Origin of the sequence: Ollibium composti (assembly GCF_004801285.1) — a bacterium.
Lineage (GTDB): Bacteria > Pseudomonadota > Alphaproteobacteria > Rhizobiales > Rhizobiaceae > Mesorhizobium > Mesorhizobium composti.
This window is the reverse complement of record NZ_SSNY01000013.1, coordinates 98,593-124,195: the sequence shown is the minus strand read 5'-3', so window position 1 is coordinate 124,195 and position 25,603 is coordinate 98,593. Positions and strand designations below refer to the sequence as shown.

The 25,603-nt window shown below is 65.9% G+C and carries 24 protein-coding genes; 14 read left to right on the top strand and 10 right to left on the bottom strand.

Features of this window, described 5'->3' with window-relative positions; all coding sequences use genetic code 11:
- Positions 1–87: 87 nt before the first annotated feature.
- From E6C48_RS19680 to E6C48_RS19660, 5 genes are read left to right on the top strand one after another with little or no spacing between them, the layout of a single operon-like run.
- The gene (locus tag E6C48_RS19680) at positions 88–1,071 is read left to right on the top strand and encodes an ABC transporter permease (protein ID WP_136359880.1); all 984 of its coding nucleotides are present in this window, start codon (positions 88–90) and stop codon (positions 1,069–1,071) included.
- Complete coding sequence (locus tag E6C48_RS22900; protein WP_136359879.1) at positions 1,068–1,892, top strand: ABC transporter permease; 825 nt, start codon at positions 1,068–1,070, stop codon at positions 1,890–1,892. The genes E6C48_RS19680 and E6C48_RS22900 overlap by 4 nt, the downstream gene beginning before the upstream one ends.
- Complete coding sequence (locus E6C48_RS19670; protein WP_230978873.1) at positions 1,889–2,698, top strand: ABC transporter ATP-binding protein; 810 nt, start codon at positions 1,889–1,891, stop codon at positions 2,696–2,698. The genes E6C48_RS22900 and E6C48_RS19670 overlap by 4 nt, the downstream gene beginning before the upstream one ends.
- Complete coding sequence (locus E6C48_RS19665) at positions 2,691–3,485, top strand: ATP-binding cassette domain-containing protein (RefSeq protein WP_136359878.1); 795 nt, start codon at positions 2,691–2,693, stop codon at positions 3,483–3,485. Before E6C48_RS19670 ends, E6C48_RS19665 begins: the two co-directional genes overlap by 8 nt.
- Positions 3,482–4,009, top strand: coding sequence for an L-2-amino-thiazoline-4-carboxylic acid hydrolase (locus E6C48_RS19660; protein ID WP_136359877.1), 528 nt, complete (start codon positions 3,482–3,484; stop codon positions 4,007–4,009). Before E6C48_RS19665 ends, E6C48_RS19660 begins: the two co-directional genes overlap by 4 nt.
- Positions 4,010–4,272: 263 nt before the next feature.
- On the opposite strand, the gene E6C48_RS19655 is transcribed toward E6C48_RS19660, so the two are convergent.
- The 4 genes from E6C48_RS19655 to E6C48_RS19640 form a co-directional block, all read right to left on the bottom strand.
- The gene (locus tag E6C48_RS19655) at positions 4,273–5,916 is read right to left on the bottom strand and encodes an acyl-CoA synthetase (RefSeq protein WP_136359876.1); all 1,644 of its coding nucleotides are present in this window, start codon (positions 5,914–5,916) and stop codon (positions 4,273–4,275) included.
- Positions 5,917–5,963: 47 nt separating this feature from the next.
- The gene (locus E6C48_RS19650; protein WP_136359875.1) at positions 5,964–6,599 is read right to left on the bottom strand and encodes a 2'-5' RNA ligase family protein; all 636 of its coding nucleotides are present in this window, start codon (positions 6,597–6,599) and stop codon (positions 5,964–5,966) included.
- Between the two features lie 302 nt (positions 6,600–6,901).
- Complete coding sequence (locus tag E6C48_RS19645) at positions 6,902–8,692, bottom strand: NADPH-dependent assimilatory sulfite reductase hemoprotein subunit (protein ID WP_136359874.1); 1,791 nt, start codon at positions 8,690–8,692, stop codon at positions 6,902–6,904.
- Entirely contained in the window at positions 8,643–10,478 is a 1,836-nt protein-coding gene (locus E6C48_RS19640; protein WP_136359873.1) for an assimilatory sulfite reductase (NADPH) flavoprotein subunit, read from the bottom strand. Before E6C48_RS19640 ends, E6C48_RS19645 begins: the two co-directional genes overlap by 50 nt.
- Positions 10,479–10,846: 368 nt before the next feature.
- Here E6C48_RS19640 and E6C48_RS19635 point away from each other — a divergent pair, with 368 nt between their 5' ends.
- A complete protein-coding gene (locus E6C48_RS19635) occupies positions 10,847–11,155 on the top strand; it encodes a hypothetical protein (RefSeq protein WP_136359872.1) in 309 nt (102 codons plus the stop codon).
- A 388-nt stretch (positions 11,156–11,543) separates the two neighbouring features.
- Here the strand turns inward: E6C48_RS19635 and E6C48_RS19630 are convergent, their stop codons facing one another.
- Positions 11,544–12,383, bottom strand: coding sequence for a LysR family transcriptional regulator (locus tag E6C48_RS19630; RefSeq protein WP_136359871.1), 840 nt, complete (start codon positions 12,381–12,383; stop codon positions 11,544–11,546).
- A 121-nt stretch (positions 12,384–12,504) separates the two neighbouring features.
- On the opposite strand from E6C48_RS19630, the gene E6C48_RS19625 reads away from it, so the two are divergent.
- From E6C48_RS19625 to E6C48_RS19615, 3 genes are all read left to right on the top strand, one after another.
- Entirely contained in the window at positions 12,505–13,158 is a 654-nt protein-coding gene (locus E6C48_RS19625) for a 5-formyltetrahydrofolate cyclo-ligase (RefSeq protein ID WP_136359870.1), read from the top strand.
- Between the two features lie 87 nt (positions 13,159–13,245).
- Positions 13,246–14,850, top strand: a complete 1,605-nt coding sequence (ctaD, locus tag E6C48_RS19620; RefSeq protein ID WP_136359869.1) for a cytochrome c oxidase subunit I — start codon at positions 13,246–13,248, stop codon at positions 14,848–14,850.
- A gap of 211 nt (positions 14,851–15,061) precedes the next feature.
- Entirely contained in the window at positions 15,062–15,454 is a 393-nt protein-coding gene (locus E6C48_RS19615) for a GFA family protein (RefSeq protein WP_136359868.1), read from the top strand.
- 474 nt (positions 15,455–15,928) lie between these two features.
- Here the strand turns inward: E6C48_RS19615 and E6C48_RS22635 are convergent, their stop codons facing one another.
- A complete protein-coding gene (locus E6C48_RS22635) occupies positions 15,929–16,087 on the bottom strand; it encodes a hypothetical protein (RefSeq protein WP_168734590.1) in 159 nt (52 codons plus the stop codon).
- A gap of 986 nt (positions 16,088–17,073) precedes the next feature.
- Between E6C48_RS22635 and E6C48_RS19600 the strand changes: the two genes are divergently transcribed.
- Complete coding sequence (locus E6C48_RS19600) at positions 17,074–17,526, top strand: YdeI/OmpD-associated family protein (protein WP_136359867.1); 453 nt, start codon at positions 17,074–17,076, stop codon at positions 17,524–17,526.
- Between the two features lie 105 nt (positions 17,527–17,631).
- Here the strand turns inward: E6C48_RS19600 and E6C48_RS19595 are convergent, their stop codons facing one another.
- Positions 17,632–17,964 carry an ACT domain-containing protein gene (locus tag E6C48_RS19595; protein ID WP_136359901.1) on the bottom strand — a complete coding sequence of 111 codons (333 nt, stop codon included), beginning with the start codon at positions 17,962–17,964 and terminating at the stop codon, positions 17,632–17,634.
- Between the two features lie 83 nt (positions 17,965–18,047).
- Positions 18,048–18,542, bottom strand: coding sequence for a GNAT family N-acetyltransferase (locus E6C48_RS19590; protein WP_136359866.1), 495 nt, complete (start codon positions 18,540–18,542; stop codon positions 18,048–18,050).
- Between the two features lie 300 nt (positions 18,543–18,842).
- Between E6C48_RS19590 and asnB the strand changes: the two genes are divergently transcribed.
- The 4 genes from asnB to nadE are packed head-to-tail and all read left to right on the top strand — an operon-like array spanning position 18,843 to position 23,623.
- Positions 18,843–20,780, top strand: a complete 1,938-nt coding sequence (gene asnB / locus E6C48_RS19585; RefSeq protein ID WP_136359865.1) for an asparagine synthase (glutamine-hydrolyzing) — start codon at positions 18,843–18,845, stop codon at positions 20,778–20,780.
- A 20-nt stretch (positions 20,781–20,800) separates the two neighbouring features.
- Positions 20,801–21,061: an acyl carrier protein gene (locus E6C48_RS19580; RefSeq protein ID WP_136359864.1), complete on the top strand. Its 261-nt coding sequence runs from the start codon at positions 20,801–20,803 to the stop codon at positions 21,059–21,061.
- A gap of 22 nt (positions 21,062–21,083) precedes the next feature.
- Positions 21,084–22,625 (top strand): class I adenylate-forming enzyme family protein, encoded by a 1,542-nt coding sequence (locus E6C48_RS19575; RefSeq protein WP_136359863.1) that lies wholly within the window; start codon positions 21,084–21,086, stop codon positions 22,623–22,625.
- Positions 22,622–23,623, top strand: a complete 1,002-nt coding sequence (gene nadE / locus E6C48_RS19570; RefSeq protein ID WP_136359862.1) for an NAD(+) synthase — start codon at positions 22,622–22,624, stop codon at positions 23,621–23,623. Before E6C48_RS19575 ends, nadE begins: the two co-directional genes overlap by 4 nt.
- Positions 23,624–23,630: 7 nt before the next feature.
- Here the strand turns inward: nadE and E6C48_RS19565 are convergent, their stop codons facing one another.
- Together E6C48_RS19565 and E6C48_RS19560 are read right to left on the bottom strand one after the other, a co-directional pair.
- Positions 23,631–24,743, bottom strand: a complete 1,113-nt coding sequence (locus E6C48_RS19565) for a hypothetical protein (protein WP_136359861.1) — start codon at positions 24,741–24,743, stop codon at positions 23,631–23,633.
- Positions 24,740–25,417: a N5-glutamine methyltransferase family protein gene (locus tag E6C48_RS19560; RefSeq protein ID WP_230978871.1), complete on the bottom strand. Its 678-nt coding sequence runs from the start codon at positions 25,415–25,417 to the stop codon at positions 24,740–24,742. The genes E6C48_RS19565 and E6C48_RS19560 overlap by 4 nt, the downstream gene beginning before the upstream one ends.
- Positions 25,418–25,603: the final 186 nt, after the last annotated feature.

The window sequence follows — 25,603 nt, the reverse complement described above, 5'->3', positions numbered from 1 at the left end:
GAAAGCGCAGGGACGGGGATGCACGACGCCCGAAATCGAAATGCCGTCCATACGCAATAACCCCGCCCGCACGACCGGCGCTCACCCATGACCCGCACCCTTCGCCTCGTCCGCCGCCGGCTGGTCGGCTCCGTCTTCGTGCTGCTGATCGTCGTCGTCGGCTCCTTCCTGATGCTGCAGGCCGCCCCCGGCGACGCGGTGGACGCCTATGTCGTCTCCATGGGCGGCGATGCCGGTCTGGTCGAATCGCTGCGCCATGCCTGGGGCCTCGACCAGTCGGCCTGGACGCGGCTGGCCAACTACCTGTGGGCGCTTCTCCACCTCGACCTCGGCTGGTCGGTGACCTTCTCGCGCCCGATCCGCGACGTCGTGCTGGAGCGCCTGCCCAACACGCTGCTTTTGATGGGTAGCGCCACCGCGCTCTCCTTCTTCCTCGGCTCCGCCCTCGGCATCGTCGCCGGCGCGCGGCCCGGCTCGCTGCGCGACCGGCTGCTCTCCACCGGCTCGCTGGCGCTCTACGCGGTGCCGAGTTTCTGGCTGGCGCTGGTGCTGGTCATCGTCTTTGCCGTTGACCTGCGCTGGCTGCCGATCGCCGGCATCGAGACGATCGCGTCCAGCAAGACCGGCCTTGCCCGCGTCACCGACATCGCCTGGCATCTGGTGCTGCCCATTTCCGCGCTCGGCTTCATCTATCTGGCGCTCTATTTGCGCATGATGCGCGCCGGCATGGCCGAGGTCTGGCGGCAGGATTTCGTCCTCGCCGCCCGCGCGCGCGGCCTGCCGCGCCGCCGCATCGTGCTCGCCCACGTGGCGCGCAACGCGCTTTTGCCACTCGTCACCATGCTCGGCCTGCAGTCGGCGCAGATGCTGGGCGGCTCGGTCGTCATCGAAAGCGTGTTTTCCGTGCCGGGGCTCGGCCGGTTGGCACAGGAGGCGGTGGCCGGGCGCGACACGCCGCTGCTGCTCGGCATCATCCTCGTCAGCGCCGTCACCGTCGTCCTCATCAACCTCGCGGTCGATATCGCCTACGCACTGCTCGATCCGCGCGTCGGCGCCGGCGAGGTCGCATGAGAAGACGTTTCCTGCAAACGCCCGAGGCGGTGGCCGGCACAGCCATCCTCGTCCTGCTGGCCGCCATGGCGCTGGCCGCACCCTTGCTCTTCCCCGGCGATCCGCTGCGCATCGCCGGCCCGGCACTGACGCCGCCGTTCCAGGATTGGGCGCTACCGCTCGGCACCGACCGGCTCGGCCGCGACGTACTGGCCGAACTGTTCCACGGCGCCCGCACCTCGCTCGTCGTCGGGCTGGCGGCAGCCGCCGCTTCGCTCGCCGTCGGCGCCGTTATCGGCACCCTGGCCGGCTTCGCCGGCGGACTGGCGGACGAGGCGCTGATGCGGTTGACCGACGCCTTCCAGACCGTGCCCGGCTTCCTTCTGGCGCTGGCCTTCGTCAGCATCGTCGGCCCCTCGCTGTCCGTCGTGGTGGCGGCGATCGCGCTGTCGGCCTGGACCGGCCCGGCGCGTATCGCCCGCGCCGAAGTGCTGTCGATCCGCGAGCGCGATTTCGTCGCCGGCGCGCGCGTCGTCGGCATGCACCCACTGGAAATCGCCTTTCGCGAGGTGCTGCCCAACGCGCTGCCGCCGGTGCTGGCGCTGTCCTCCATCATCGTCGCCCAGGCGATCCTGATCGAGGCCGCCCTTTCCTTCCTCGGCCTCGGCGACCCCAATCGAGTGACCTGGGGCGGCATGGTGGCGGAGGGCCGCACGGTGCTGCGCACTGCACCTTTCCTCTCTATCGTTCCTGGCATCGCGCTGGTGGTGACGGTGCTCGGCGTCTATCTCGCCGGCGAAGGCGCGGTCGAGGGCGCCGCCGTCAGGAAGGGCCTGTCGTGAGCGCTGCGCAGCAGGCCCCGCTGGTCGCCCTGCGCGGCCTGACCGTCGCCTATGGCGATGATGCCCCGGCGCTCAGCGCCATCGACCTCGATATCCGCGCCGGTGAACGGCTGGCGCTGATCGGCGAAAGCGGCTCGGGAAAATCGACGCTGGCGCTCGCCTTCGCCGACCTGCTGCCGGCCTCGGCGAAAACCGCCGGCACCATCGAATGGGAAGGCACTTCGCCGCTCGGCGGGCGCGATATCGGTTTCGTCTTCCAGAACCCCGCCGGCAGCCTCGACCCTGTGATGGCGGTTGGCCGGCAGGTGGCGGAGGTGGCACGCACGCATCTCGGCCTGTCGTGGCCGGATGCACTGGCCCGCGCGTGCGACCTGTTCGGCCGCGTCGGCCTGCCCGACCCCGATACGCTCGTGCACGCCTTTCCGCACCAGCTTTCCGGCGGCCAGAAGCAGCGCGTGGCGCTCGCGGCAGCCATTGCCGCGCGGCCGAAACTTTTGATCGCCGACGAGGCGACCAGCGCGCTCGACACGATCGTCCAGGCCGAGATCGTGGCCCTGATCCGCCGGCTGGCCGCCGAGGACGGGATGACGCTGCTGTTCGTCAGCCACGACATCGCGCTCGCCGCCGAACTCGCCGATCGTATCGCCGTACTGCGCGGCGGCAGACTGATGGAACTCGGGCCGACCCGGCAGGTGATCGGCCGCCCGCAAAATTCCTACACGCGCAGCCTGATCGCCGCTCATATCGGCCTCGACAGCCCGCCCCTCTTCGCGGCTGCCAACATGAGTGCCCCCGCCAATGGGTAAGCATCTGCTGACGGTTGAGAGCCTTTCCAAGCGATTCCATAGCGGCGGCAGGGCTGTAGCCGCAGCCGACGCCCTGTCCTTCCATATCGATGCCGCCGAAACGCTGGCACTGGCCGGCCCGTCGGGCTCGGGCAAGTCCACCGTTGCGCGTCTTCTGCTGCGACTAATCGAGCCGGACGCCGGCAGCATCGCCTTCGAGGGTGACGACTGGCTGGCGCTGCAAGGCAACGCCCTTCGCGCCCGCCGCGCCCGCATGCAGATGGTGTTCCAGGACCCGCTCGCCGCCTTCAACCCGCGCGCCACCGTGGCGCGCGTGCTGGACGATCCCTTGCGCATCCGCCGCATCGCCCCGCGCTCCGAGCGGCCCGCCCGCATCGCCGAACTGCTGGAGCGCGTCGGCCTTTCCCCTAATCTTGCCGGCCGCACCGTCCATGAAGTCTCCGGCGGCCAGCGCCAGCGCGTGGCGATTGCCCGCGCCATCGCGACAAAACCGTCGCTGATCGTGCTGGACGAGGCCGTCTCGGCGCTCGATGTGTCGGTGCGCGGCAAGATCCTCGAACTGCTCGCCGATCTGCAACGCACCGACGGCATCGCCTACCTGTTCATTTCGCACGATCTCGGACTGGTGCGCGCCTTCGCCCATCGCGTCGCCATCCTCGACGGCGGCCGGCTGACCGAAGAAGGCGATGCCCGCGCCGTCATCGACGCGCCGCGCTCGGCGGTCGGCAAGGCGCTGGTGGCGGCGACGCCGAGACTGCATCGATTGACAGGACAGGACGCGTCATGACCGAGAAAAACGCCCACGCTCCGGCCGAAACGCTCGCCGCCGAACTGGAAGCCGCCTTCCGCAACCGCGCCGACCTCTACCGGCTGATGCTGGACGAACTGACCGCCGATCTCGGTGCCGGGCGGGCCGAAGCCCTGATGGTCCGCATCATCGAAAAGCGCGGTCGGGAGGTCGCGGCCGCTGCCTTCGCCAAATTCGGACCGAACGACGCGCGCGCCATCGGCGAAGCCTTTCTTGCCGTCAGCCCGGACGGCGGGCGCATGTACCCGACCGATGTCGAGCGCGGCGACCACCGCATCGCCTTCAAAGTCAAACGCTGTCCGTTGAAAGACGCGTGGACGGACGCCGGCGTCGGCGAAGAAAAACTCGCCACGCTGTGCCGCATCGCCGGCGCCTTCGACCGCGGCCTGTTCGAGGCGACCGGCGTGAGGTTCGACAACGTCACCTGGGTGCCCGGCCACGGCTCCGGCTGCTGCCACATCGCGTTGACCGACCGCGATACGGGAGCGGCGACTAAAACGTAAGATTAAACTTACTATAGGCGTTGCCCGTCATCGGCCTGCCAGTAATTTGCGCTTCCACCGCAGAAGGCAGTGCCATTGCGTATGGCGCTACCCCCTCTCCGTCGCGCTTCGCGCGCCACCTCTCCCCCCCGTTCCGGGTGGAGAGGATAGGCCGGCCGCAATTCTTGGCTCCCATCCTCTCCCTCACGACGTGGGGGAGAGGTGGCGCGCGTAGCGCGACGGAGAGGGGGCTGGCACTAGACAGTCGAAGTTCGGACTGTTGACTACCCGTCTTTCGACGCCGCGCGCAGTTCGACGCGTCGGATCTTTCCCGAAATTGTCTTCGGCAGCGCCTCGACGAACTCGATCTCGCGCGGATATTTGTAGGGCGCGGTTTCCTTCCGGCAAAAATCCTGGATGTCCTTCACCAGTTCGTCGGACGGCGTGAAGCCCTTGGCGAGCACGACATAGGCCTTGACGATCTCGCCGCGCGTGGCGTCCGGCTTGCCGATCACCGCGCTTTCGGCCACCGCATCGTGCACCAGCAGCGCGCTTTCCACCTCGAACGGGCTGATGCGGTAGCCGGCCGAGGAAATCAGGTCGTCCGAGCGGCCGACGAACCACAGATAGCCGTCCTTGTCGCGCCGCGCCGTGTCGCCGGTATAGTACCAGCCGTTGCGGAAGGGTTTCGTGTCGAGCCTGCCGCCGGCCTCGTAATAGCCGTGGAACAGGCCGGGCGGCCACGGATCGGTGACCCTGACGCCGATATGGCCGACCTCCTCGTCGGGCATCCGCTTGCCGTCGTCGTCGACCACGTCGACGTCGAAGCCCGGAACCGGCTTGCCCATCGAGCCGGGGCGCACCTCCTCGCCGGGAAAATTGGCGACGATGTTGATCGTCTCGGTCTGGCCGTAGCCGTCGGCGATCACCGTGCCGGTCGCCTTCTTCCAGATGCGCATGACTTCCGGGTTGAGCGGCTCGCCGGCGCCGAGCGAGCGCCGCAGCGAGGAAAGATCATATTGCGAAAGATCCTGCTGCGCGAACAGGCGGTAGACCGTCGGCGGCGCGCAGAAAGTCGTAACCTTCAGCTTACCAATAAGGTTGAGGTGCATTTCGGCGTTGAAGGCCGTCGGGCCGTCATAGAGCACGCAGGGCGTGCCGAGCACCATCTGCGGGAACAATATGCCCCAGGCGGCCTTGGCCCAGCCGGTATCGGTGAGCGACCAGTGCACGTCGGAGGGCCGCAGGTCCTGCCAGAACAGGCCCGTCGCCGCATGCGCCAGCGCATAGCCGTGGTCGCGCGGCACCATCTTCGGCATCGAGGTGGTGCCGGAAGTGAAATAGGCCATCATCATGTCGCTGGCATGCGTTGTGGGAAGCGCCGCGCGGTCGAGGACGGGCGAGGCGTCCGCCAGCAACGCCTCCAGCGACAGCCAGCCGTCGCGCTCGCCGCCGACGACGATGAAATGCTTCAGCGTCGGACAGGCGGCGCGAATGGCGTCGACCTTCTCGCAATGCTCGGGTGCAACGATCGCCAACGTCGCCCTGGAGTGGTTGGCCCGGTATTCGATGTCGTGCGCGGTCAACAGGTTGGTGCCGGGCATCGACACCACGCCCGCCTTCATGCAGCCGAACAGCACCGTGTACCATTCGGGCACGCGGCCGGCGATGACCACGGCGAAGTCGCCCGGCCTGGCGCCCAGCGACCGCAAGGCGTTGGCGAAGCGGTTCGACTGCTCGGCAAACCACGAGAACGGCAGGTGCCGCACCGTCTCGCCGTCGCGCGACACGGCGATGATCGCCGTGCGGTCGTCGCGCGCGGCCCAGTCGTCGATGACGTCGAAGGCGAAATTGAACCCTTCCGGAACGACGGGATGAAAGGTCCGGCGCGCATCGGCATAGCTCCGGTCGACCGACGAAAAATCCATGGCATTGTCCTCCCAGCGACACCGGCAACCTTTTAGCGCAGCGGACTTTATGCAGCCATGGAACCAAAGGCTAGTGGTCCGGGAGTTGCGACACCCGAGCCGTTAAGCAGCCAGCAGCCGAGCACGTTGTAGCGCGTCAGGCCCCGCTCGCTATGGATCAGGTAGAAACGGTCGACGCGGAAGCGGATCGGATCGATATCCACCGGGCGGATGGAGCGAGCGCTGTAGAACAAGGTCATGTGTGGTTCTCTCAATTCACCCGCCCTCAGCCCTTCACGGCGTAGGTGCCCGAAAAGCAGGTCGCCAAGTTCCCGAAGCTCCCTGCTTTCGGCAAGCAGCACAGTCGGGCGATCGTCCCGGAAACCGGGAAAGGTCACCGCACGGTAAAGCACGACCTCGAACGGTGACAGCATGATGCGTTCTCCCGCGCGCATGGCAGCGAAAGGAACTCGGCTCGGAATGCGGACATAGTCGCCGATGCCGCACAGCGAGATATGGAACCGTTCAGGCGGAATCCCCTTCGCCAAGATCGCATTGTCGCGCTTGATCCCTTCCCGGCAGCGGGCGACGTCCGCTGCGGCCGTGCCGGCGCCAATGCAGGTGAAGACGCGCTCCGGGTACTTCGGGCGCCGTGGATCGAGCGGTTCGATAAAATCGAATGCGGGCTGGATAAACTCGGGCATCGTCGTGCTTCCTTGCGAAAACCGACCCTGTCCCGGTAATGAACTTAGAACAAAAAAGGAACAAAAGTAAAGAGAAAAGCCGACGCCGGCTTCCATCCGCAGAGGGTGCGTACCCTGTCCCCTCCCCGCAAGGGGGAGGATGCAGACGCCGCCGTCTCCTCCAGATCATCATTGACGACGAACTGTGGCGCTGCCGCAAGAATCCCCCTCCCCCGTGCGGGGAGGGGTTAGGGGTGGGGGTATCGAGTGCGGATACCAGAATTGTCACCCCTGACGCGTGACCAGCGGTGCTACCGTTGCCCTCAATCGTTGAAAAAGCGGCCTTCCTTGACCTCCGCCACATGCCCGGCGCGGATGGCGAAGTCGCCGAAGCGTTCGCCCGGCTTCCGGTTGTGCGCGAAATCGCCGATCACCTTGCCCAGGTGATCGAGGATCGCCGGCTCGGCGACGTTCTCCAGCACCATCTTGTTGAGCCGCTGGCCGTGGAAGCCGCCGCCGAGATAGAGGTTGTACTTGCCCGGCGCCCGCCCCGTCAGCGCGATCTCGGCGATGTAGGGCCGCGCGCAGCCGTTCGGGCAGCCGGTCATGCGGATGGTGATCGGCTCTTCGGCAAGCCCGTGCTCGGCCAGGATCGTGTCGATCTTGGTGACCAGCGAGGGCAGGTAGCGTTCGCTCTCGGCCATGGCCAGCCCACAGGTCGGAAACGCCACGCAGGCCATGGAATTGAGACGCAACCCGCTGGCATTGTTCAGCGTGTCGAGCCTGTATTGTCTCAGCAGCACTTCGATCGCCGGCCGGTCGCCCGGCTCGATATCGGCGATGATGAGGTTCTGGTTCGGCGTGACGCGGAACATGCCCTTGTGCACTTGCGCAATCGCCCGCAGCCCGTCGAACAGCGCGAGATCAGGAAAATTGCTGACGCGGCCGTTCTGGATGAACAGCGTATAGTGCTCGCGCCCGTCCTCGCCGCGCTGCCAGCCGATCGGATCGCCGTTGGAGGTGAAATTGTAGGGTTTCGCCGGCTCCAGCGCGAAGCCGAGCCGGGATTCGATCTCGCTCTTGATGAAATCGAGGCCCTTGTCGTCCACCGTGTATTTGAAGCGGGCGCGGCTGCGCTCGACCCGGTCGCCATAGTCGCGCTGGACGGTCATGACGGCGTCGCAGGTCTCGATGACCTTGTCCTTCGCGATGTAGCCGATGACGCTGGCGAGCCTGGGGTAGGTCTTCGGCGCGTTGTCCGTGCGACCCATGCCGCCGCCGATGGCGACGTTGAAGCCTTTCAGTTCCTTGCCTTCGGTGACGGCGATGAAGCCGAGATCCTGCGCATAGACGTCGATGTCGTTGATCGGCGGGATGACGAAGCCGATCTTGAATTTTCGCGGCATGTAGGTCTTGCCGTAGAGCGGCTCCTCCGGCTCGCCGGTCGATGCCGCGCGCTCCTCGCCGTACCAGATCTCGCGATAGGCGCCGGTCTTGGGGATGGCGTGGTCGCTTGCCGCCTTGGCCAGCGCGTAGACCTCGGCGTGCAGGGCCGACAGCTGCGGGTTGATCGAGGCCATGACGCCGCGCGCGTCGTCGCCGCAGGCCGCCTTGGTGTCGAGCAGCACATCGTGCAGGCCCTGCATGAGAGCACGCAGGTTCTTCTTGTGCACGTAGTGGAACTGGAAGGTCTGCCGGGTGGTGAGTCGCAGCGTATTGTTGGCATAGGCCCGGCCGAGCGCGTCGAGCTTCAGCCACTGGCTGGACGACAACACGCCGCCCGGCAGGCGCACGCGCGCCATGAAGCGATAGGCCGGCTCCAGCTTCTGGCGGCGGCGCTCGTCGCGAATGTCGCGGTCGTCCTGCTGGTAGACGCCGTGGAACTTCATCAGCTTGATGTCGTCGCCCGGCACGGCCGCCGTCAGCTCGACCTCCAGCCCGGCGGCGATGGTGCCGCGCAGCTGGTCACTGTTGGCCTTCATCGTCTCGTCGGGGCTGAGCTTCTCCAGCGGCTGCGAGATGTCGCGGCTGCGGTCGACTTCAATCGTGGTCACGGGCTTTGTCTCAATAAACGTCGATCTGGTAGCGGTGGGAGGCTTGCAAGGCGGCAACATAGTCGGCCGCCGCCTCCTGGCTCTTACCGCCCTGCTCCTGCACGACGGCAACCAGCGCCTTCTGCACGTCCGGCGCCAGCTTGGCGCCGTCGCCGCAGACATAGATGTGCGCGCCGTCCTCGAGCCAGGAATAAACCTCGCGCGCCTCGGCGGCGATGCGATGCTGGACGTAGACCTTTTCGGCACCGTCGCGCGAGAAGGCGACGTTCATGCGCGACAGCACCTCGTCCTTGAGGAAGCCTTGCCATTCGGTCTGGTAGAGGAAATCGCTGTCGAAATTGCGCTCGCCGAAGAACAGCCAGGATTTGCCGGCAGCACCCCTCGCCTCGCGCTCCTGCAGGAAGGCGCGGTAGGGCGCGACGCCGGTGCCGGCGCCGATCATGATGATCGGCACGTCGTCGCCCGGCAGGCGGAAATGCGGATTGGCCTGCACATAGACCGGCAGCTCGACGTCGAGGTCGCAACGGTCGGCGAGATGGCCGGAGGCGACGCCGTTGCGCGCCATGCCGTTCAAGTCATAGCGCACGGTGCTGACCGTCAGGTGCACTTCGTCCGGCGCGAGACCCTGGCTGGAGGCGATGGAATAGAGGCGCGGCTGCAGCGGTCGCAGGCCGGCGGTGAAGCTTGCCGCGTCGACGCCCGGCACCGGGAAGCGCTTGACGATGTCGATGACGTGATTGCCTTCGAGGAAGGCCCGGCGCGCCTCGGCGGCGCCCTCGCCGCGCAGCGCCTGGAGCTCGCCGGCACCGGAGAGTTCGGCCCACTGGTCGAGGAAGCGCGGCGTGGCGGCGGTGATCTCGAACGTGCCGCCCAGCGCCTCGCCGAGCGACAGCGAACGATCCTTGACCGCGACGGTGGCCGCCGCGTCGAGGCCGAGCGCGCCGAGCAGGGATTCTACCAGTGCGGGATCGTTGCGCGGCACGATGCCCAGCGCGTCGCCCGGCTCGAAGGTCAGGCCCGAACCCTCGATCGACAGTTCGACGTGGCGCGTTTCCTTGCTCGAACCGCGGCCGGTGAGCAGAAGGTTCTCCGTCACCGTCGCGGTGAATGGATTGCGCTTGTCGAAAGCGGAAACGGCGGCGGTCGAAGATTGCAGGGCGGCGACAGTGGCGTGCACGGCGCTCGCCTTTGCGGGCGCAAGATCGTCCGCGACGGCGGCGATCCAGCCGGCCGAAGGCTCGTCATAATCGACGTCGCAATCGACGCGCTCGCGGATGCGGGTTGCGCCAAGCTCGGCCAGCCGCTCGTCCAGCCGCTTGCCGGCACCGCAGAAGAATTCGTAGGTGGAATCGCCCAGCGCCAGCACGGAGTAGCGCACGCCCTCCAGCCGCGGCGCCTTGCGGCCCTCGACGAACTCGAAGAAGCCGGCGGCCGAGCGCGGCGGCTCGCCCTCGCCATGAGTCGAGGCGAGGATCAGCAGGTCCTGCTCCTCCTTCAGCCGGCGCGGCTTGTAGTAGGCCATGTCGGCGACGGTCGGCTCGATGCCCTTGGCGCGGGCAGCAGTGGCGAGTGCCTTCGCCAACGCGGCGCTGTTGCCCGTCTCGGAGCCGTAGAGGATGGTCAGCGTGCGCGTGGCAACCGCAGCGGGCGCGGCAACCGCCCTGACGCCGCCGTCCTGAAGGAGTGCGGGGGCCTCAGCGCCGAAACCGCGCGCGGCATGATCGAGGCCGGCGAAGTAGCCGCTCAGCCACAGCGCCTGACCGGGCCTGAGCGAGGTGGCAAGCGCGCCGATCTGGTTCCACTGATCGACATTCAGTCCCGGTCCCGGAAACTCCAAAGCTGTCATGGCGACGACTTCCAACGTCTCGTTTGCAAGCTGCGTAATGCCTGTCCCGAAGTGCGGAAAACGGCCTTTTCGGGATGTTGACAAGGCACGTTTGCCGCGTGCGAAGGGATGCTGACAAATGAATGATATTGCTAGATAGATGCAATAAAATTGCTGGAAAGCCGATCCTAGACGATCATTCCAAGGACCCGCGAAACGGCGACGGCTTTGTTCTTTCAGCAAAAAGACAGGCAACAGGAATGTTGCGATAAAAAAATTTCGTGCACAGCCCGGTTTCGCGGCGAAATTGGCCCATTTCGGTCGCTCTCGCGCTCGCCCGGCGAAAAAAGAAGGCGTAACCCCTCAAGCGCAAGCGAAACGGAACAGCCATGGTGAGACGCAAATCGGGAACCGGCAGAGCGACCGACGGCGACAGCGCCGAAGGCAGCGCGCAGGCACCGGTCGCGCCGGCCGCCGCCATCCGCTGGAGCGACCTTTCGGCCGACGAGCAGACCGCCCTGAAGCGTCTCAACCGCGGCCCCTATCAGGGTCTAGACGCCGCCACCGCCGAACGGCTGCTGGCGCTGGGTCTCGTAGCCAGCCGCCCCGCCGGCATCGGCATCAGCCGCGTCGGACGGGAACTGGTGATCTCGACCCTGCTCGCCGCGCGTGAAGGTGGTTCCGGCGACGGCGGCTGACATGGACGGCCTGATTTCGGCTGACGGCACCACCCCTCATCCTCAGACAGATACCCCTTCCCACCAACGGCGGGGTGATCACGAATGACGCAAAGCCCCCCTCTCCGTCTCGGCTTCGCCGAGCCACCTCTCCCCCACTTCGTGAGGGGAGAGGATGGGTGCCAAGCCTTGCGGCCGGCCTATCCTCTCCACCCGGAACGGGGGGAGGGGTGGCTCGGCGAAGCCGAGACGGAGAGGGGGGCGAACTGCGCGATGGCTCAGCCACAAACGAAGAAAAGAAAGCTCTCGCCGAACGTCGCTAATTAGGACAGCCGTGTTAGCCGTGGCCAATCCCTTCCGGCAGGGCAACGAAGTGCGGCGCCATCAACGGTCGCGGCCATTCAGCCCGCTACGTCATCACCTCCGCCAGCCCCCGCAGCGACTCCCTGATATCCTCCCGCTCCTGCGCCGTTTCGGCATAGACGGCGTAGACCGGATAGGTGAAGTCGGGCGCGCCTTCGACCAGTTCGAGTTCGCCGGCGGCGATGTGGGGGGCGGCCATGCCCTTGCGGAAATAGCCCATGCCGCCGGCGCGCAGGATGTAGTTCAGCCCCAGCGGCCCGAGCCCCACCATCAGGCCGGGCTCGCCGAAGCCGCGCACGCCCTCCTCGTGCCGCGCGGCGAATTGCGGCCCCCAGTCGACCTGGACATAGGCCTCCTCGTCGTCGATCGGCCTGGCGGTACTCCTGACCAGCACGAGCTGCTCCTCCTGAAGCAGCTTGACGGTGAAGCCCGGCAAGAGCTTCGGCGCGTAGAGCACGGCGATATCGAGGATGCCGGTGCGCAACTGTTCCAGAAGCTGGTCGGGCACGCCGACCTGCGCCTGGATCGCGACATGCGGCAAGGCCTTGCGCATCCACACCAGCCAGTCGAGCAGCAGCGGGTTCCACAGGCTGAGCTCGCCGCCCAGCGCCACGATGCTGGATCGGCCGGCCGGAATGGCGAGCTGGTGCCTGGCCCGCTCCCAGAGCTGGACCATGGATTGCGCATAGGGCTGGAACTCGCGCCCGGCCGCCGTCAGTTGCGCGCCGTTGCGGTTGCGCACGAACAGCTTTCGTCCCAGCTCGTCCTCGAGCGTGCGGATGCGGGCGCTCACCGTCGTCTGCGTCACATGCAGCCGCTCGGCGGCGTTCAGGAAGCTGCCGGAATGGATGATCTCCAGGAACGTCCGGGCTCGCTCGACATCCATGAAGCGCCTCTTTTCAATGCAACAATTTTGCAGTCATACAGCATTTAATTCCGTTTGCCTTCCGTTTTGAGCGGCTGCACGGTCGTCCGTGAAAAAGCGTGTGAAGGAACGAGAAACGGGCATGTCTCAACAAGGCCGGCTATCGGGCGGAGGCAGCGAGACGATCGCCGCCCCGGTTCCGGTCCACGATGCCGGTTCCGCATCCGTGGCCGAACCGCCGGAGCGCTGGGCGGACGTCTCGCGCTGGCGCAACGGCGAGCGGCGAAGGCTGCTGGCACAGCGCCTTGCCCTCGATGTCGAGGAACGCAGACGCAGGGCGCAGCGCATCGCCAGCCTGCTCGACCTGACGATCAGCCGCTTCAGCGGCCGTATCGTCGGCGCCTACTGGCCGTTTCGCGGCGAACCGGACCTGCGCGACTGGACGATCAGGGTCATCGAGCGCGGCGGCCGCATCGCCCTGCCCGTCGTCATCCAGAAGGGATGGCCGCTGGAATACCGCATCTGGTCGCCGGGCGACCCGCTCGAGCACGGCGCCGCCAACATCCTGTCGCCGGCGCGTGGCCCAGCCGTCCGGCCCGACATCGTCATCGCCCCCGTCGTCGGCTTCGACATCGCCCATTACCGCCTCGGCTATGGCGGCGGCTTCTTCGACCGCACGCTGGCCACCATGCCGCGCAAGCCGGTCGTCATCGGCGTCGGCTACCGCGAGGCCGAGATCGCGACCATCCACCCGCAACCGCACGACATACCCATGGACGTCGTCTTGACGGACTGAAAACAAAAAAGCAGGCCGGTTCCGCCTGACGACCTCACCGCCGCCAACATCGAACCGCGACCTGCCAGACAAAGGACAGGTGCCACGATGCCCGACGCAACCGCCACCCACGACAGCCATCACGACCACAAGCCGTCCTTCTTCGCGCGCTGGTTCTATTCGACCAACCACAAGGACATCGGCACGCTCTACCTGATCTTTTCGATGATGGCGGGCATCCTGGGCACCGGCCTGTCGGTGGCGCTCAGGGCCGAGCTTCAGGAACCCGGCCTGCAAATATTCATGGATCCTTCGTCCTACAACGTCGTGGTCAGCGCGCACGGCCTGGTGATGATCTTCTTCGTGCTGATGCCGGCCCTGATCGGCGGCTTCGGCAACTGGTTCGTGCCGATCATGATCGGCGCGCCGGACATGGCCTTCCCGCGCATGAACAACATCTCGTTCTGGCTGCTGGTGGCCGCCTTCATCCTGTTCCTGACGTCTCTCTTCGTGCCGGGCGCGGCCGGCAGCTTGGGCCACAGCGGCGGCTGGACGCTCTATCCGCCCTATTCGACGACGGGCCAGCCCGGACCGGCCGTGGACCTCGTCATCCTGTCGATCCACCTGTCGGGCGCCTCCTCCATCCTCGGCGCCATCAACTTCATCACCACCATCCTGAACATGCGCGCGCCGGGCATGACCATCCACAAGATGCCGCTGTTCGCCTGGGCGCTGCTGGTCACCGCCTTCATGCTTCTGTTCTCGCTGCCGGTGCTTGCCGGCGCCATCACCATGCTGTTGACCGACCGCAACTTCGGCACGTCCTTCTTCACGCCCGAGTTCGGCGGCGACCCGGTGCTCTACCAGCACCTGTTCTGGTTCTTCGGCCACCCCGAGGTCTACATCATGATCCTGCCGGGCTTCGGCATCGTCAGCCACGTCATCTCGACCTTCTCCAAGAAGCCGATCTTCGGCTATCTCGGCATGGCCTACGCCATGGTGGCGATCTGCGTTATCGGCTTCGTCGTGTGGGCGCACCACATGTTCACCGTCGGCCTTTCGGTCGACACCCAGCGCTACTTCGCCTTCGCCTCGATGGTGATCGCGGTGCCGACCGGCGTTAAGGTGTTTTCCTGGATCGCCACCATGTGGGGCGGCTCCATCACCTTCAAGACGCCGATGCTGTGGGCGGTCGGCTTCGTGCTGCTGTTCACCATCGGCGGCGTCACCGGCGTGCAGCTCGCCAACCCCGGCCTCGACCGCTCGATGCAGGACACCTATTATGTCGTCGCCCACTTCCATTACGTACTGTCGCTGGGCGCCGCCTTCGCCATCTTCGCCGGCTTCTACTACTGGTTCCCGAAGATGACCGGCTACATGTACAACGAAACGCTGGGCAGGCTGCATTTCTGGATCACCTTCATCGGCGTCAACCTGGTGTTCTTCCCGCAGCATTTCCTCGGCCTGGCCGGCATGCCGCGCCGCTACGCCGACTATCCTGACGCCTTTGCCGGCTGGAACTTCATCTCCTCGATCGGCTCCTACATTTCCGCCGCCGGACTGGTGCTGTTCTTCGTCATGGTCGCGGAAGCCTTCGCCCGCAAGCGCATCGCACTCGCCAATCCCTGGGGCGAAGGGGCGACGACGCTGGAATGGACCCTTTCGTCACCGCCGCCTTACCATCAGTTCGAGAAGCTGCCTCGCATCGGCTGAGCCGTCAGCGAAGCAGACCTGCCTTCCCTCAGACTGGGCGGGTGCCGCAGCGCACCCGCTCTTTTTTGTCCGCGCCAGCTTCCGGATGCAACCCAACCCGCGCAGCCCCTCGCCCTGGAAGCAACCTTCGCTTCTTCCCGCGAAAAATTGCAAGGCCGACATCCTTGTCGTAACCATGGCCACCACGGGTCACTTCACGAGAGGCTTCGACATGGATCGTTTCACCGGCGGCTGCCTGTGCGGCAATGTCCGATTCGTGGCAACGGGGCGGCCCTACCGGGTCGGCATCTGCCATTGTCTCGACTGCCGCAAGCATCACGGCGCGCTTTTCCACGCATCCGCGATCTTTCCGCAGGAGGCGGTGACGATCGAGGGTGAGACGGGCAGCTATGCCGGCCGGTCCTTCTGCCCCCGCTGCGGCTCGCCGGTCTTCGGACGAAGCGGCGACGAGGTGGAAGTGAACCTCGGCTCCCTGGACGCCATCGACCAGTTCAAGCCGACCTACGAGCTCTGGACCATCCGCCGCGAATCCTGGCTGCCGCCCTTCCCGCTCAAGAGGCACTACGAGCGCGATCGCGATGAATCGAGGCGCTCCGAGGATTGAGGAACGGTCGAGGCGATCGAGGCGGCGGAGATATAGGCTTCACAAAAGCTGAACCGGCTGGCTGGCGGCCGCGTGCCGCCGTAGTCCCGAGTTCTTTGCGCTTTCCCCAAACAAACGCCCGCTCCGGTTCGCCGGGGCGGGCTTTTATCGCTTAAGTGCTTCCGGTACGGGCGCCTATTCACAATCACAATGGCAGGCCGAGGCTAATAAAGCCTTAATATCCGCCACCTGCGCCGCCCATGCCACCGTTCCCGCCGTTTGTCGTTTGTACCGAGGGCTGCTTCGCTCCGTCGTTCATGGTGTTGCAGCCAGCAACTCCCGTCAGGATGAAGAATAAGACCGCAACTGTCATATGTCCGCGCATCGGGTAGTCTCCGTCGTTGGAAGCCTCCCGTCGGACAATAACAACGCAGCACCTTGTTTTATTCCATCACAAAGCCAGCCGTGCCAAAAAAGATGTGGTAGGCATGCAGCTCAATAAGCATTCCTGCTTGATGCAACGGCGAGCATCGTTGCCAGTATCCCCGCAGAAGCGAGGAACGCGATGGGAAGCAGTACCGGCACAAAACCGAAGGTAGCTATCGCCGCGACGAACACCGCCAGCACCACCACAATCGCGATTCCTTTTCCCATTCCATCCTCTCTTCGTTCTTACTTATCGCAGCGCCAAAGACCCTAGCGCCTCGCCGATCACGAAGGCCAGCCAAATATGCGAACTTTGTTGAGCGTGAGCGATTATACCGCATCCATGCGAACGACGGCGTACAATACGGAGACGGGCACGACGCAAAAAAGGGCGGCGCGCCACCCCTGACCCTCGCCGACCTTCGCATTCCGTTTTTCGCGGCGCGCATGAAAGCAGTGCTCCCGGCGCAGGGAAATAGCAAGTGCGGCTGATTGGGTCGTCAATCAATAAAAGGGAGTGTTGCCGGCGCGCTACAGCGCCTTCAGAGGGAACGAGCGCCGTTCCCAACGAACAGCGTTGCCCCAGATGCCTGCCCGCCGCTCGCCGGAAGCGTAGGTGCATGGTTGACATGCCACGCAAGGTAGATTCCGGCCAGCCGAAGAATGCTACGAATGGTTGCAACGGCCAAGAAAACGCCCGCACAAAGGCGGGCGAGGTAGTTGGAGGTCGTTCACGGACTATTCTACATGGAAACAATCCGTGCACAAGCCGAAAGGTTTGCGGGCACCAAACGTCGACTTGGCTCCCTGCATGGCCGCATCATCGCGACGGTGCCGACGAGGGGGCGACAGCTATCAACCCGCCGAAGATCGGCAGCCCCTCGAGGCAATTGAGGTAAGCGCGCGCAAGGCGCTGCATGAATGACGAAAGGCCGGCGTCGTCAGGCTTGCGCCCGCAATCATAGGACCACCACGCAATTCCTCGGTTCGTCGCATCAGGGTTGACAAATCCATAACCGCAAAGTTATTGGATAAACAAATCACCAACGGGTTATGAATTTGATGCCCACAAGCCCTGATATGCTGTTTGCGACGCTTGCCGATTCGACCAGACGCGGCCTCTTCGAACGCCTGTCGGGAAGGGCGAGAGACCCACTATAGCGCTCGCCCTGCCGTACTGGCACGGTTGGATCAACGTTGCAGGTGATTGTCAGATGAAATTCCGGGCACAAGTCATTCCTTCCGGCAATGCGACAGGCGTCGAGGTGCCTGACGACGTTATGCAGGCGCTCGGGCCTGCGGGCCGCCCACCCGTGACGATCACGATCAATGGGCACACCTGGCGCAGCAGGGTGGCGGCAATGCGCGGGCAGCGGCTTATAGGGATCAGTGCCGCCAATCGCGCCGCCGCCAGGATCAGCGAAGGCGATATCGTCGAAATCGATGTCGAACTGGACGAGGCGCCGCGGGAAGTTGCCGAGCCCGTCGACCTCGCGGACGCGCTCAATGATTGTCCGCAAGCCAGGGCGTCTTTCGACCGTCTGCCGTTCGGGCTTCGGCAAAAGCACGTCAGAACGATTGAGGAAGCCAAAAGCGCGGAAGTTCGGGAACGGCGCATCGGCAAACTGATTGCCGCTCTCAAAGACGCGCCTTCACGCAAAGTTTGATGGTCTACGGCACGGATTTGCCTTGTGGTGCCTCACCGACAATCCGGGGTTCGCCATCCGACATCGATACGGCCCCGGCGCCGCATAAACTCAACGAGCAAACCGTCAATCAATGAACCGATGACCCGCCGCAGTGAGCAGGTCACGCGCCCTGCGGCCCTCAGCCGCCGGGACGAGGAGATGCTCTCCGTCGAATGTGCAGAGAACGAAAATCCCGATGCCATGACTGGAAAGCGGAGAAATCAGCGACTGCACAACTCCAGTGGTCTGAAAATCGAACGGCCCGATGGTGCGCAAGCATATCCAATCTCGCTCGGCCTCCACCTCCGTTGGAACGCGCTCCTGATCGCATACGATCGTAAGTTCATCATCCGCCCGGATCATGGCTGACAAACCCGGCCCGGAGGCCCATCCGGGGAGCGCGGCATCGGGAGGCATGCGAGCCACGGCATATTGACCTGGGACAAGCCGAAGCTTCAGGGATAGTCGATTATTTGCCAAGGCGGTCTTCTTCCTGTTGGTCAAGATTTTCGCAATTGCATTCCGAAAGACAGTCCGCCCGTGCGGTTCTTTACCTCCGTGCCAGGTACGCGCCAAAAGCCGACGCGCTCATAGAGCCGAATAGCGGGGTTCGAATCCCGGACATTAAGGCACAGGCCGACCCCGCGGCGTTCGGCTTCAAGAATAAGCTCTCCCAACAGCGCTTCGCCGATACCTTTGCCGCGCATGGTCAAGCCGACGCCTATGGATACCTCAGGAGTTCGATCATCGACAAAGAAGGCTGGCTCTTCGTGCAACGCAAACTGGCGCGCCCATGCCGCTCCGGCCGGCCGCCCATTCATTTCCGCAATATAGCCGAAATCGCATTCCCGCTTCCAATCGGCAAGATGGATTGCAACGGCCGGAATGCCCCTCGCGGTAGCCGCATCAGGCTCGTATGCCGCCACGGCAAGGAATGTCCATAGGTCGTCAAGATCTTCCTTTCGTGCAGGTCGAAGTAAAATCAATGGCATCATCCTGTATGCGGATTTCCTTCCTCGATCGGGTTCGGGAAAACCGTCTCGATGGCATCGCGCGTATTATCAGCAGTCGGCCTTGATGAACATTCGACGTTGCGGACGATCGCATCCAACGCGGGCTCGGTAATCCGGCAACGGTAGCCGAGGATCGGCTCCTCCTGGATGCCATGATGCTTGACGGCCCTGGCACGGCCTGATGCTCAACCGACCATTTACCATTCCGGCATTCGGGCAAGATCGGTAACGCAAGATTTCAGCCGACGCCTTATGCTCGGCTGGATCTGCGGGGCGAGTTGCATGTGCGGATTTGTCGGCTATTTCGGCCCAGTGCGGGATGCGGAGCCGTTGCTTGAAAGCATGACGGCGGCGATCGCGCATCGCGGCCCTGACGCGCGCGGCTTTTTCGTCTCGCCGGAAGCGGGGCTCGGCCATGCGCGGCTCTCGATCGTAGGCCTCGAAGACGGCCACCAGCCCATGACGGACGAGACGGGTGGCCTGACGCTCGCTTTCAACGGCGAGATCTTCAACTATGCCGAGCTGCGCGAGGATTTGCGCGCAAGAGGCCGCCGCTTCCGCACGGAGGGCGACACCGAGGTCATCCTGCATCTCTACGACGAAATGGGCGAGGACTGCCTTTCCCTTCTCAACGGCGATTTCGCCTTCGCGCTGTGGGACGGGCGGCGCCGACGCATGATGCTGGCGCGCGACCGCATGGGCGTGCGCCCGCTGTTTCACGCCAGCAGCGGCGGGACGCTTTATTTCGCTTCCGAAATCAAGGCGCTGCTGCGGGTCCCCGGCATTTCCGCCCGGATCGACCCGATCTCACTCGACCAGATCTTCACTCTATGGGCGCCACTGGCCCCGCGCACCGCCTTCGCCGACATCCAGGAACTGGAGCCGGGCTGTTTCATGAGCCTGGAACGGGGCCGCACCGCGGCGAGGCGCTACTGGAGCCTCGACTTCCCGCCGTGCGACGCGCCGGCGCCGGTCGCGGACGAGACGGAAGCTGCCGCTGAGATCAAGGCGCTGCTCGCCGATGCCGTCAGGCTGCGCCTGCGCGCCGACGTGCCGGTCGGCGCCTATCTCTCCGGCGGCCTCGATTCCTCGCTCGTCTCGGCGCTCGCGGCCGGCATGGCGCCGCGGAAACTCGACACGTTCTCGGTCACCTTCGACAGCGCCGAGCACGACGAAAGCGCTTTCCAGGCGCAGATGGCCGCCGCCCTCGGCACTCGGCACCACACCGTCGCCTGCGGGCCGGGCGACATCGCCCGCGACTTCCCCGAGGTGATCCGCTTCGCCGAGCGGCCGATCCTGCGCACCGCCCCCGCGCCTCTGTTCCGCCTGTCCGGCCTTGTCAGGGAAGCGGGCCTGAAGGTGGTGCTGACCGGCGAAGGCGCCGACGAGGTGTTCGCCGGCTACGATATCTTCAAGGAAGCGCGGGTGCGCCGCTTCTGCGCCCGCCAGCCGGGCTCGAACATCCGCGCCCATCTGTTCCGCAAACTCTATCCCTACCTGCCGGGCCTGAAGAAGCAGTCCGCGCAATATCTCGCCGCCTTCTTCGGCGCCGGCGACACGGCGCCCGACGATCCGCTCTATTCGCACCGTCCGCGCTTCAGGACGACCGCGGCGGCCAAGCTGTTCTTCTCCGACGATCTGCGATCCGCGCTGAAGGGCTACGACGCGGCCGAGGAAATGGCCGCTCGCCTGCCGCCGGCCTTCGCCGCATGGCATCCGCTGCATCAGGCGCAATATCTGGAAAGCCGCTTCCTGCTGCCGGGCTACATCCTTTCCAGCCAGGGCGACCGCATGGCGATGGCGCACGGCGTCGAGGGCCGCTTCCCGTTCCTCGACCACCGGCTGATCGAGCTTGCCGCGCGCCTGCCGCCCGAGACCAAGCTGAAGGGCCTGAGGGAAAAGCACATCCTGCGCGAGGCGGCCGCCGGCCTTTTGCCGCCGGCCATCGGCCAGCGCCCCAAGCAGCCCTACCGGGCGCCCGAAAGCCGGTCGTTCACTGGACCGGGCGAGCACGAATACGTTCGCGAGTGCCTGAGCGAGCGCAGCATCGCCGAGGGCGGTCTTTTCAACCCGACTTCCGTCGCCCGCCTGCACGCGAAATGCCGTGCGCAGCCAGTGACCGGATATCGCGACAACACGGCATTCGTCGGCATCCTGTCGACGCAATTGTGGCAGCGGACGTTCGCGCGGCAGGGCCGGTCGATCGACCGGGCGGCCTGATCTTAGAAAGGAGCGGTGGAATGCAGGACATCAAGGACAGGGTGCGCAGCTTCGTGATCGAGAACTTCCTGTTCGGCGACACGTCGTACCCGCTGGCGGACGACGCCTCGCTGATCGAAAACGACATCGTCGATTCGACCGCCGTGCTCGAACTGGTCGCCTTCATCGAGGACAGTTTCGGAATCGTGCTGGCCGACGCCGACATCGTGCCGGCCAATCTCGATTCGCTGTCCCGCATCGCGGCCTTCGTCGGCGCCCGCGTCGGCGCGCAAGCCGCCTGACGCGTTCGGGGAGGCCGCCCGCTTGCGCATCGAACGCTATCTTGGCCTGAGCGCCGCCGCCCGGCCGGACAAGACCGCGCTTGTCGCCGACCGCCGCCGGCTGGACTATCGCGAATTCGACGATCTCACGGACCGTCTGGCAACGACACTCGCGACGAACGGCGTGAAGCGCGGCGACCGCGTCCTGGTCTTCATGGACAATTGCCGGGAGGCGGCGGTCTCGATCTTCACCGTCCTCAAGGCCGGCGCCGTGTTCTGTCTCGTCAACCCGTCGACCAAGGCCGACAAGCTGGCCTATATCGTCGCCGACTGCGAGCCGGCCGCCGTGCTGACCCTTGCCCGGCTGATGCCGGTGGTTTCCGAGGCGCTGGCCGGCTGCGACAGCGTCTTCGTGGCATCCACGCATGGAACGGACGACGCCGTGCCGGCCGGCGCCGTCTCCCTGACTGCGTGCCTCGCCGCCGAGGCCCGGCCGCTGGCCCATGGCGGCACGGATTCCGACCTCGCCATGCTGGTCTACACGTCAGGCTCCACCGGCCGCCCCAAGGGCGTGATGATGAGCCACGGCAACTGCGATGCCGCAGCCGGTTCCATCACCACATACCTGCAGAACACGCCGGATGACATCATCCTCAACGTGTTGCCGCTCGCCTTCGACTACGGCCTCTACCAGTTGCTGATGGCGGTGAGGCTGGGCGCCACGCTGGTGCTGGAGAAATCCTTCGCCTTCCCGCAGGCGATCTTCGAGCGTATCCGCGAGGAGCGCGTCACCGGCCTGCCGCTGGTGCCGACCATGGCTGCGATGATCTTGCGCATGCGCGGCCTCGAACCCGGCTTCCTGCCGAACCTGCGCTACATCACCAACACCGCCGCCGCCCTGCCGCCGGCCCATATCGAGCGGCTGCGGGAGCTGTTTCCCGGCGTCAGGCTCTATTCCATGTACGGGCTGACGGAATGCAAGCGTTGCACATACCTGCCGCCGGAACAGCTCGCCCTGCGGCCTGGATCGGTCGGCATCGCCATCCCCGGCACCGAGGTCATGGTCCTCGATGGCGCGGACCGGCCGGTGCCGCCGGGCATCGCAGGGGAGCTCGTGGTGCGTGGCCCGCATGTCATGCAGGGCTACTGGCGCGACGCCGAAGCGACCGCGCGCGTGCTGCGCCCGGGTCCAGATCCGGGCGAGAAGGTGCTCCATACGGGCGACCTGTTCACCCGCGACGCCGAAGGCTACCTCTATTTCGTCGGGCGCCGGGACGACATCATCAAGACGCGCGGCGAGAAGGTGGCGCCGAAGGAGGTGGAGGCCGTGCTGCACCGGCACCCTGCGATAGCGGAAGCGGTGGTGGTGGGCGTGCCGGACCCCATTCTGGGGCAGGCCGTCTGCGCGATCGTCGTGTCCGCCGATCCGGCGCTGGCCGAACGGGACGTCATTCGCCATTGCGCGCGCCATCTGGAGGATTTCATGGTGCCGAAGCTGGTCGAGTTCCGCCCGGCGCTGCCGAAAACCGATACCGGCAAGGTCAGCCGCCGCCTCGCCGCCGAAACAGTGCAGGCGGCGCCATGACCGCGATGCCCAGTCGAGACGCCGATCTGTCGGATCGTCTCGCCATCGACTGCGCGGTCGAAACGGACCGCATCGCCGCCGCGTTGCGCGCGCAATTGCGCGGCATGCGCCGCCGCGGCCTCGTGCTCGGCCTGTCGGGCGGCATCGACTCCAGCGTCTCGGCCGCGCTCGCCGTGCGCGCCGTCGGCGCGGGCAACGTGCTCGGCCTTTTGATGCCGGAGGCCGATTCCGATCCGGACAGCTTGCGGCTCGGCCGGCTGGTCGCCGACACGCTGGGCATCGAAACCGTGGTGGAGGACATCGGTCCGGCGCTCGGTGCCATGGGCTGCTACGAGCGCCGCGACACCTTCATCCGCAAATGCGTGCCTGACTACGGGCCGGGCTGGGCCTCCAAGATCGTCATCGCCAACCGGCTCGAAGGCGAGGGCTACAACATCTCCTCGCTCGTCGTGCAGGACCCGCAGGGAAGGCAGACACGGCTCAGGATGCCGTCGGCGGTCTATCTCGGCATCGTCGCGGCCACCAGCATGAAGCAGCGCACGCGCAAGCAGTTCGAGTATTTCCACGCCGACCGCCTCAATTTCGCGGTGCTCGGCACGCCGAACCGGCTCGAATACGACCAGGGCTTCTTCGTCAAGAACGGCGACGGCGCGGCCGACGTCAAGCCGATCGCCCATCTCTACAAGACGCAGGTCTACACACTCGCCGCCCATCTCGGCATTCCGGCGGAGATCCGGCAGCGCCCGCCGACGACCGACACCTATTCGCTCGCCCAGACGCAGGAGGAGTTCTACTTCTCACTGCCCTATGACAGGATGGATCTGTGCCTGTACGGCCTCAACGAAAGTTTCGCCGCCGAAACGGTTGCCGAAGCGGCCGGGCTGACCTGCGAGCAGGTGGAGCGCGTGTGGGCCGACATCGCCGCCAAGCGCAAGGCGACGCGCTACCTGCACATGCCGCCGCTGCTCGTTGCCGAAGTGGATGAAATCCGCGCCTGATCGCGGATCAATCGAAGCGGCCTCCGATCAGCCGGCTCCAGTTCTCGCCAGCGAGGCCGTTGAGAAAGGCTTGCTGCGTCTTCAAGGCATGCAGGATTCCGGCGTCGCGCGCGTGAACGACCGACGAGGCGACGGGAACGAAGGCGAGCTTTCGCGTCAGCATCGCCTCAAGTAGCGCCGGCTGCGTGCGGCCGCGCAGGCCGCACAGGCCGCGCCGGGCGGCATCGTCCACAAGGCTGTCCATGACCGCGCCGGCCTGCCCCGGTCGCGCCAGCACCTGCAACACCCTTCCGATTCTGCCGGCGCGCGCATGGTAGGCGAAGGCGCCGGTCACAGCACCGTTCGGTGTCTCCACGCGGGAAAAGACGAGGGCGCCGAGATCGGGTCTTGCGGCGGCGTCGGCAAGCATCCTTTCCAGCGGCATGTCGCGCCATGCCGGCCGCAGCGCGAACTGCGCCGACAGCAGCTCCAGAAGGGAAGCGAAACCGGCGCTGTCGATCTCCGAGGCGTGCGCCGCCTTCGCAGGTTCACCCTCCCGCGCCACCGCCCAGCGCCTGTCGCCCGGCTTCAGGGAGCGGCGCAGCAACCCGTCGAAGGCGGCGGCGGCCGGTTTCAGCAGGCGCAGCGGTCCGGCGCGGCCGGCCGCCAGTTCGATGGCGAAGCCGGCCGGGCGGATGACGCGCACCCAGTCGAGGCTGTATTGCGGCAGGACCACGCCGCGCAGCCGGGTCCACAATCGCGCCGAGACCGCGTTCGCCGTCTCGCTGAAGGACAGGTCCTGCGGGCCGTCGACGAACGCCTTCAGGAGCCGCGCACCGGCCATCGGGTCCCTGTCGCGCCCGTCCGCCATCAGCGAACCGCAGACCGCCGCCCGCAGCGGCCGTCCGTCGAGGATCATCGGCAGCGCGTGCACGCCAACGAAGCCGGAAATGCGCCCGGTATCGTCGACGTGGACCAGCGATGCGATGCCGTCGCCGCGTTCCGGCGTCTCCAGGTAGAAGTCGCGTATATAGGCGGTCAGCGCCGCCGGCGCCGGCGCGCGGAGCTTGCGCAGCATCCGCTGGAACAAGCTGGCCACGGCCTCAGCGTCGGCCGCCTCGAAGGGTCTGACCAGGCTCACGCGCCTGCCCCGCTTTCCGCACACAGCCTGGCGATCATGACGCGCGGCTTGCCGTCGATGGTGGCGAAGGACGGCCCCTCGTAGGCCTTAGTGCGCGCGACCAGCGCCGCCACCTGCCGCTCCTGGCCCTCGCCGAACTCGCACAGCAGCCAACCGCCCGGCCTGACAAAGCCGACCGCCTCGCCTACGAGGCGTTGCAGGATGGAGATGCCGTAGGGACCGCCGTCGAAGGCTTCGCGCGGCTCTTGCGCCAGCAGGTGCGCGCTCTTGCCGTCGAGCCGTGCGGAGGAGATGTAGGGCGGGTTGCAGACCACCATGTCGACCGTGCCGGCAAGCGCGTCGCCGGCGAAGGCGTCGAACAGGTCGCCCTGCCGCACCGCGACCCTGCCGGCCAGCGAAAGCCGTTCCGCATTGTCCCGCGCCAGCGCCACCGTTTCGTCGGTCAGGTCGGCGGCCCACAGCCGCGCGTTCGGGCAATGATGCGCGATGGCCAGCGCCAGGTTGCCGGAACCGCAGCACATGTCGACGACGACCGGTTCGCCGGCCATCGTGCCGAGGATCTCGATGGCGCTGGTGCCGAGCAGCTCGGTCTCCCCGCGTGGCACCAGCACGCCGGGCGCCAGCGCCAGCTCAACGCCGAGGAACCGGCACGACGACGCGCCGGATATCTTCACTTTTTCGCTGGGCCAACTTGCCTGGTGTTGCGGCACCGCCGACGCTCCGAAACGAAACTTGTTCGGGTTCTCCCTATCAGGCCCGGGTAAACGAAGACTGATGCGCTGCGTCGGAGGCATTCCGCGCCGCTGCTTCCGACGCATAGGGTCAACAACCGAAAGCCGCCGTGAGGCTTCCCATGTCGT

What these genes read in the sequence shown, in the direction of transcription:
- E6C48_RS19645 (WP_136359874.1), bottom strand. Translation starts at nt 8,692, where the DNA reads ATGTTGCCGCCTTGCAAGCCTCCCACCGCTACCAGATCGACGTTTATT.
- E6C48_RS19660 (WP_136359877.1), top strand. Translation starts at nt 3,482, where the DNA reads ATGACCGAGAAAAACGCCCACGCTCCGGCCGAAACGCTCGCCGCCGAA.
- E6C48_RS19680 (WP_136359880.1), top strand. Translation starts at nt 88, where the DNA reads ATGACCCGCACCCTTCGCCTCGTCCGCCGCCGGCTGGTCGGCTCCGTC.
- E6C48_RS19635 (WP_136359872.1), top strand. Translation starts at nt 10,847, where the DNA reads ATGGTGAGACGCAAATCGGGAACCGGCAGAGCGACCGACGGCGACAGC.
- E6C48_RS19655 (WP_136359876.1), bottom strand. Translation starts at nt 5,916, where the DNA reads ATGGATTTTTCGTCGGTCGACCGGAGCTATGCCGATGCGCGCCGGACC.
- asnB (WP_136359865.1), top strand. Translation starts at nt 18,843, where the DNA reads ATGTGCGGATTTGTCGGCTATTTCGGCCCAGTGCGGGATGCGGAGCCG.
- E6C48_RS19640 (WP_136359873.1), bottom strand. Translation starts at nt 10,478, where the DNA reads ATGACAGCTTTGGAGTTTCCGGGACCGGGACTGAATGTCGATCAGTGG.
- E6C48_RS22635 (WP_168734590.1), bottom strand. Translation starts at nt 16,087, where the DNA reads ATGGGAAAAGGAATCGCGATTGTGGTGGTGCTGGCGGTGTTCGTCGCG.
- ctaD (WP_136359869.1), top strand. Translation starts at nt 13,246, where the DNA reads ATGCCCGACGCAACCGCCACCCACGACAGCCATCACGACCACAAGCCG.
- E6C48_RS19590 (WP_136359866.1), bottom strand. Translation starts at nt 18,542, where the DNA reads ATGATGCCATTGATTTTACTTCGACCTGCACGAAAGGAAGATCTTGAC.
- E6C48_RS19580 (WP_136359864.1), top strand. Translation starts at nt 20,801, where the DNA reads ATGCAGGACATCAAGGACAGGGTGCGCAGCTTCGTGATCGAGAACTTC.
- E6C48_RS22900 (WP_136359879.1), top strand. Translation starts at nt 1,068, where the DNA reads ATGAGAAGACGTTTCCTGCAAACGCCCGAGGCGGTGGCCGGCACAGCC.
- E6C48_RS19600 (WP_136359867.1), top strand. Translation starts at nt 17,074, where the DNA reads ATGAAATTCCGGGCACAAGTCATTCCTTCCGGCAATGCGACAGGCGTC.
- E6C48_RS19625 (WP_136359870.1), top strand. Translation starts at nt 12,505, where the DNA reads ATGTCTCAACAAGGCCGGCTATCGGGCGGAGGCAGCGAGACGATCGCC.
- E6C48_RS19595 (WP_136359901.1), bottom strand. Translation starts at nt 17,964, where the DNA reads ATGCCTCCCGATGCCGCGCTCCCCGGATGGGCCTCCGGGCCGGGTTTG.
- E6C48_RS19615 (WP_136359868.1), top strand. Translation starts at nt 15,062, where the DNA reads ATGGATCGTTTCACCGGCGGCTGCCTGTGCGGCAATGTCCGATTCGTG.
- E6C48_RS19650 (WP_136359875.1), bottom strand. Translation starts at nt 6,599, where the DNA reads ATGCCCGAGTTTATCCAGCCCGCATTCGATTTTATCGAACCGCTCGAT.
- E6C48_RS19630 (WP_136359871.1), bottom strand. Translation starts at nt 12,383, where the DNA reads ATGGATGTCGAGCGAGCCCGGACGTTCCTGGAGATCATCCATTCCGGC.
- nadE (WP_136359862.1), top strand. Translation starts at nt 22,622, where the DNA reads ATGACCGCGATGCCCAGTCGAGACGCCGATCTGTCGGATCGTCTCGCC.
- E6C48_RS19665 (WP_136359878.1), top strand. Translation starts at nt 2,691, where the DNA reads ATGGGTAAGCATCTGCTGACGGTTGAGAGCCTTTCCAAGCGATTCCAT.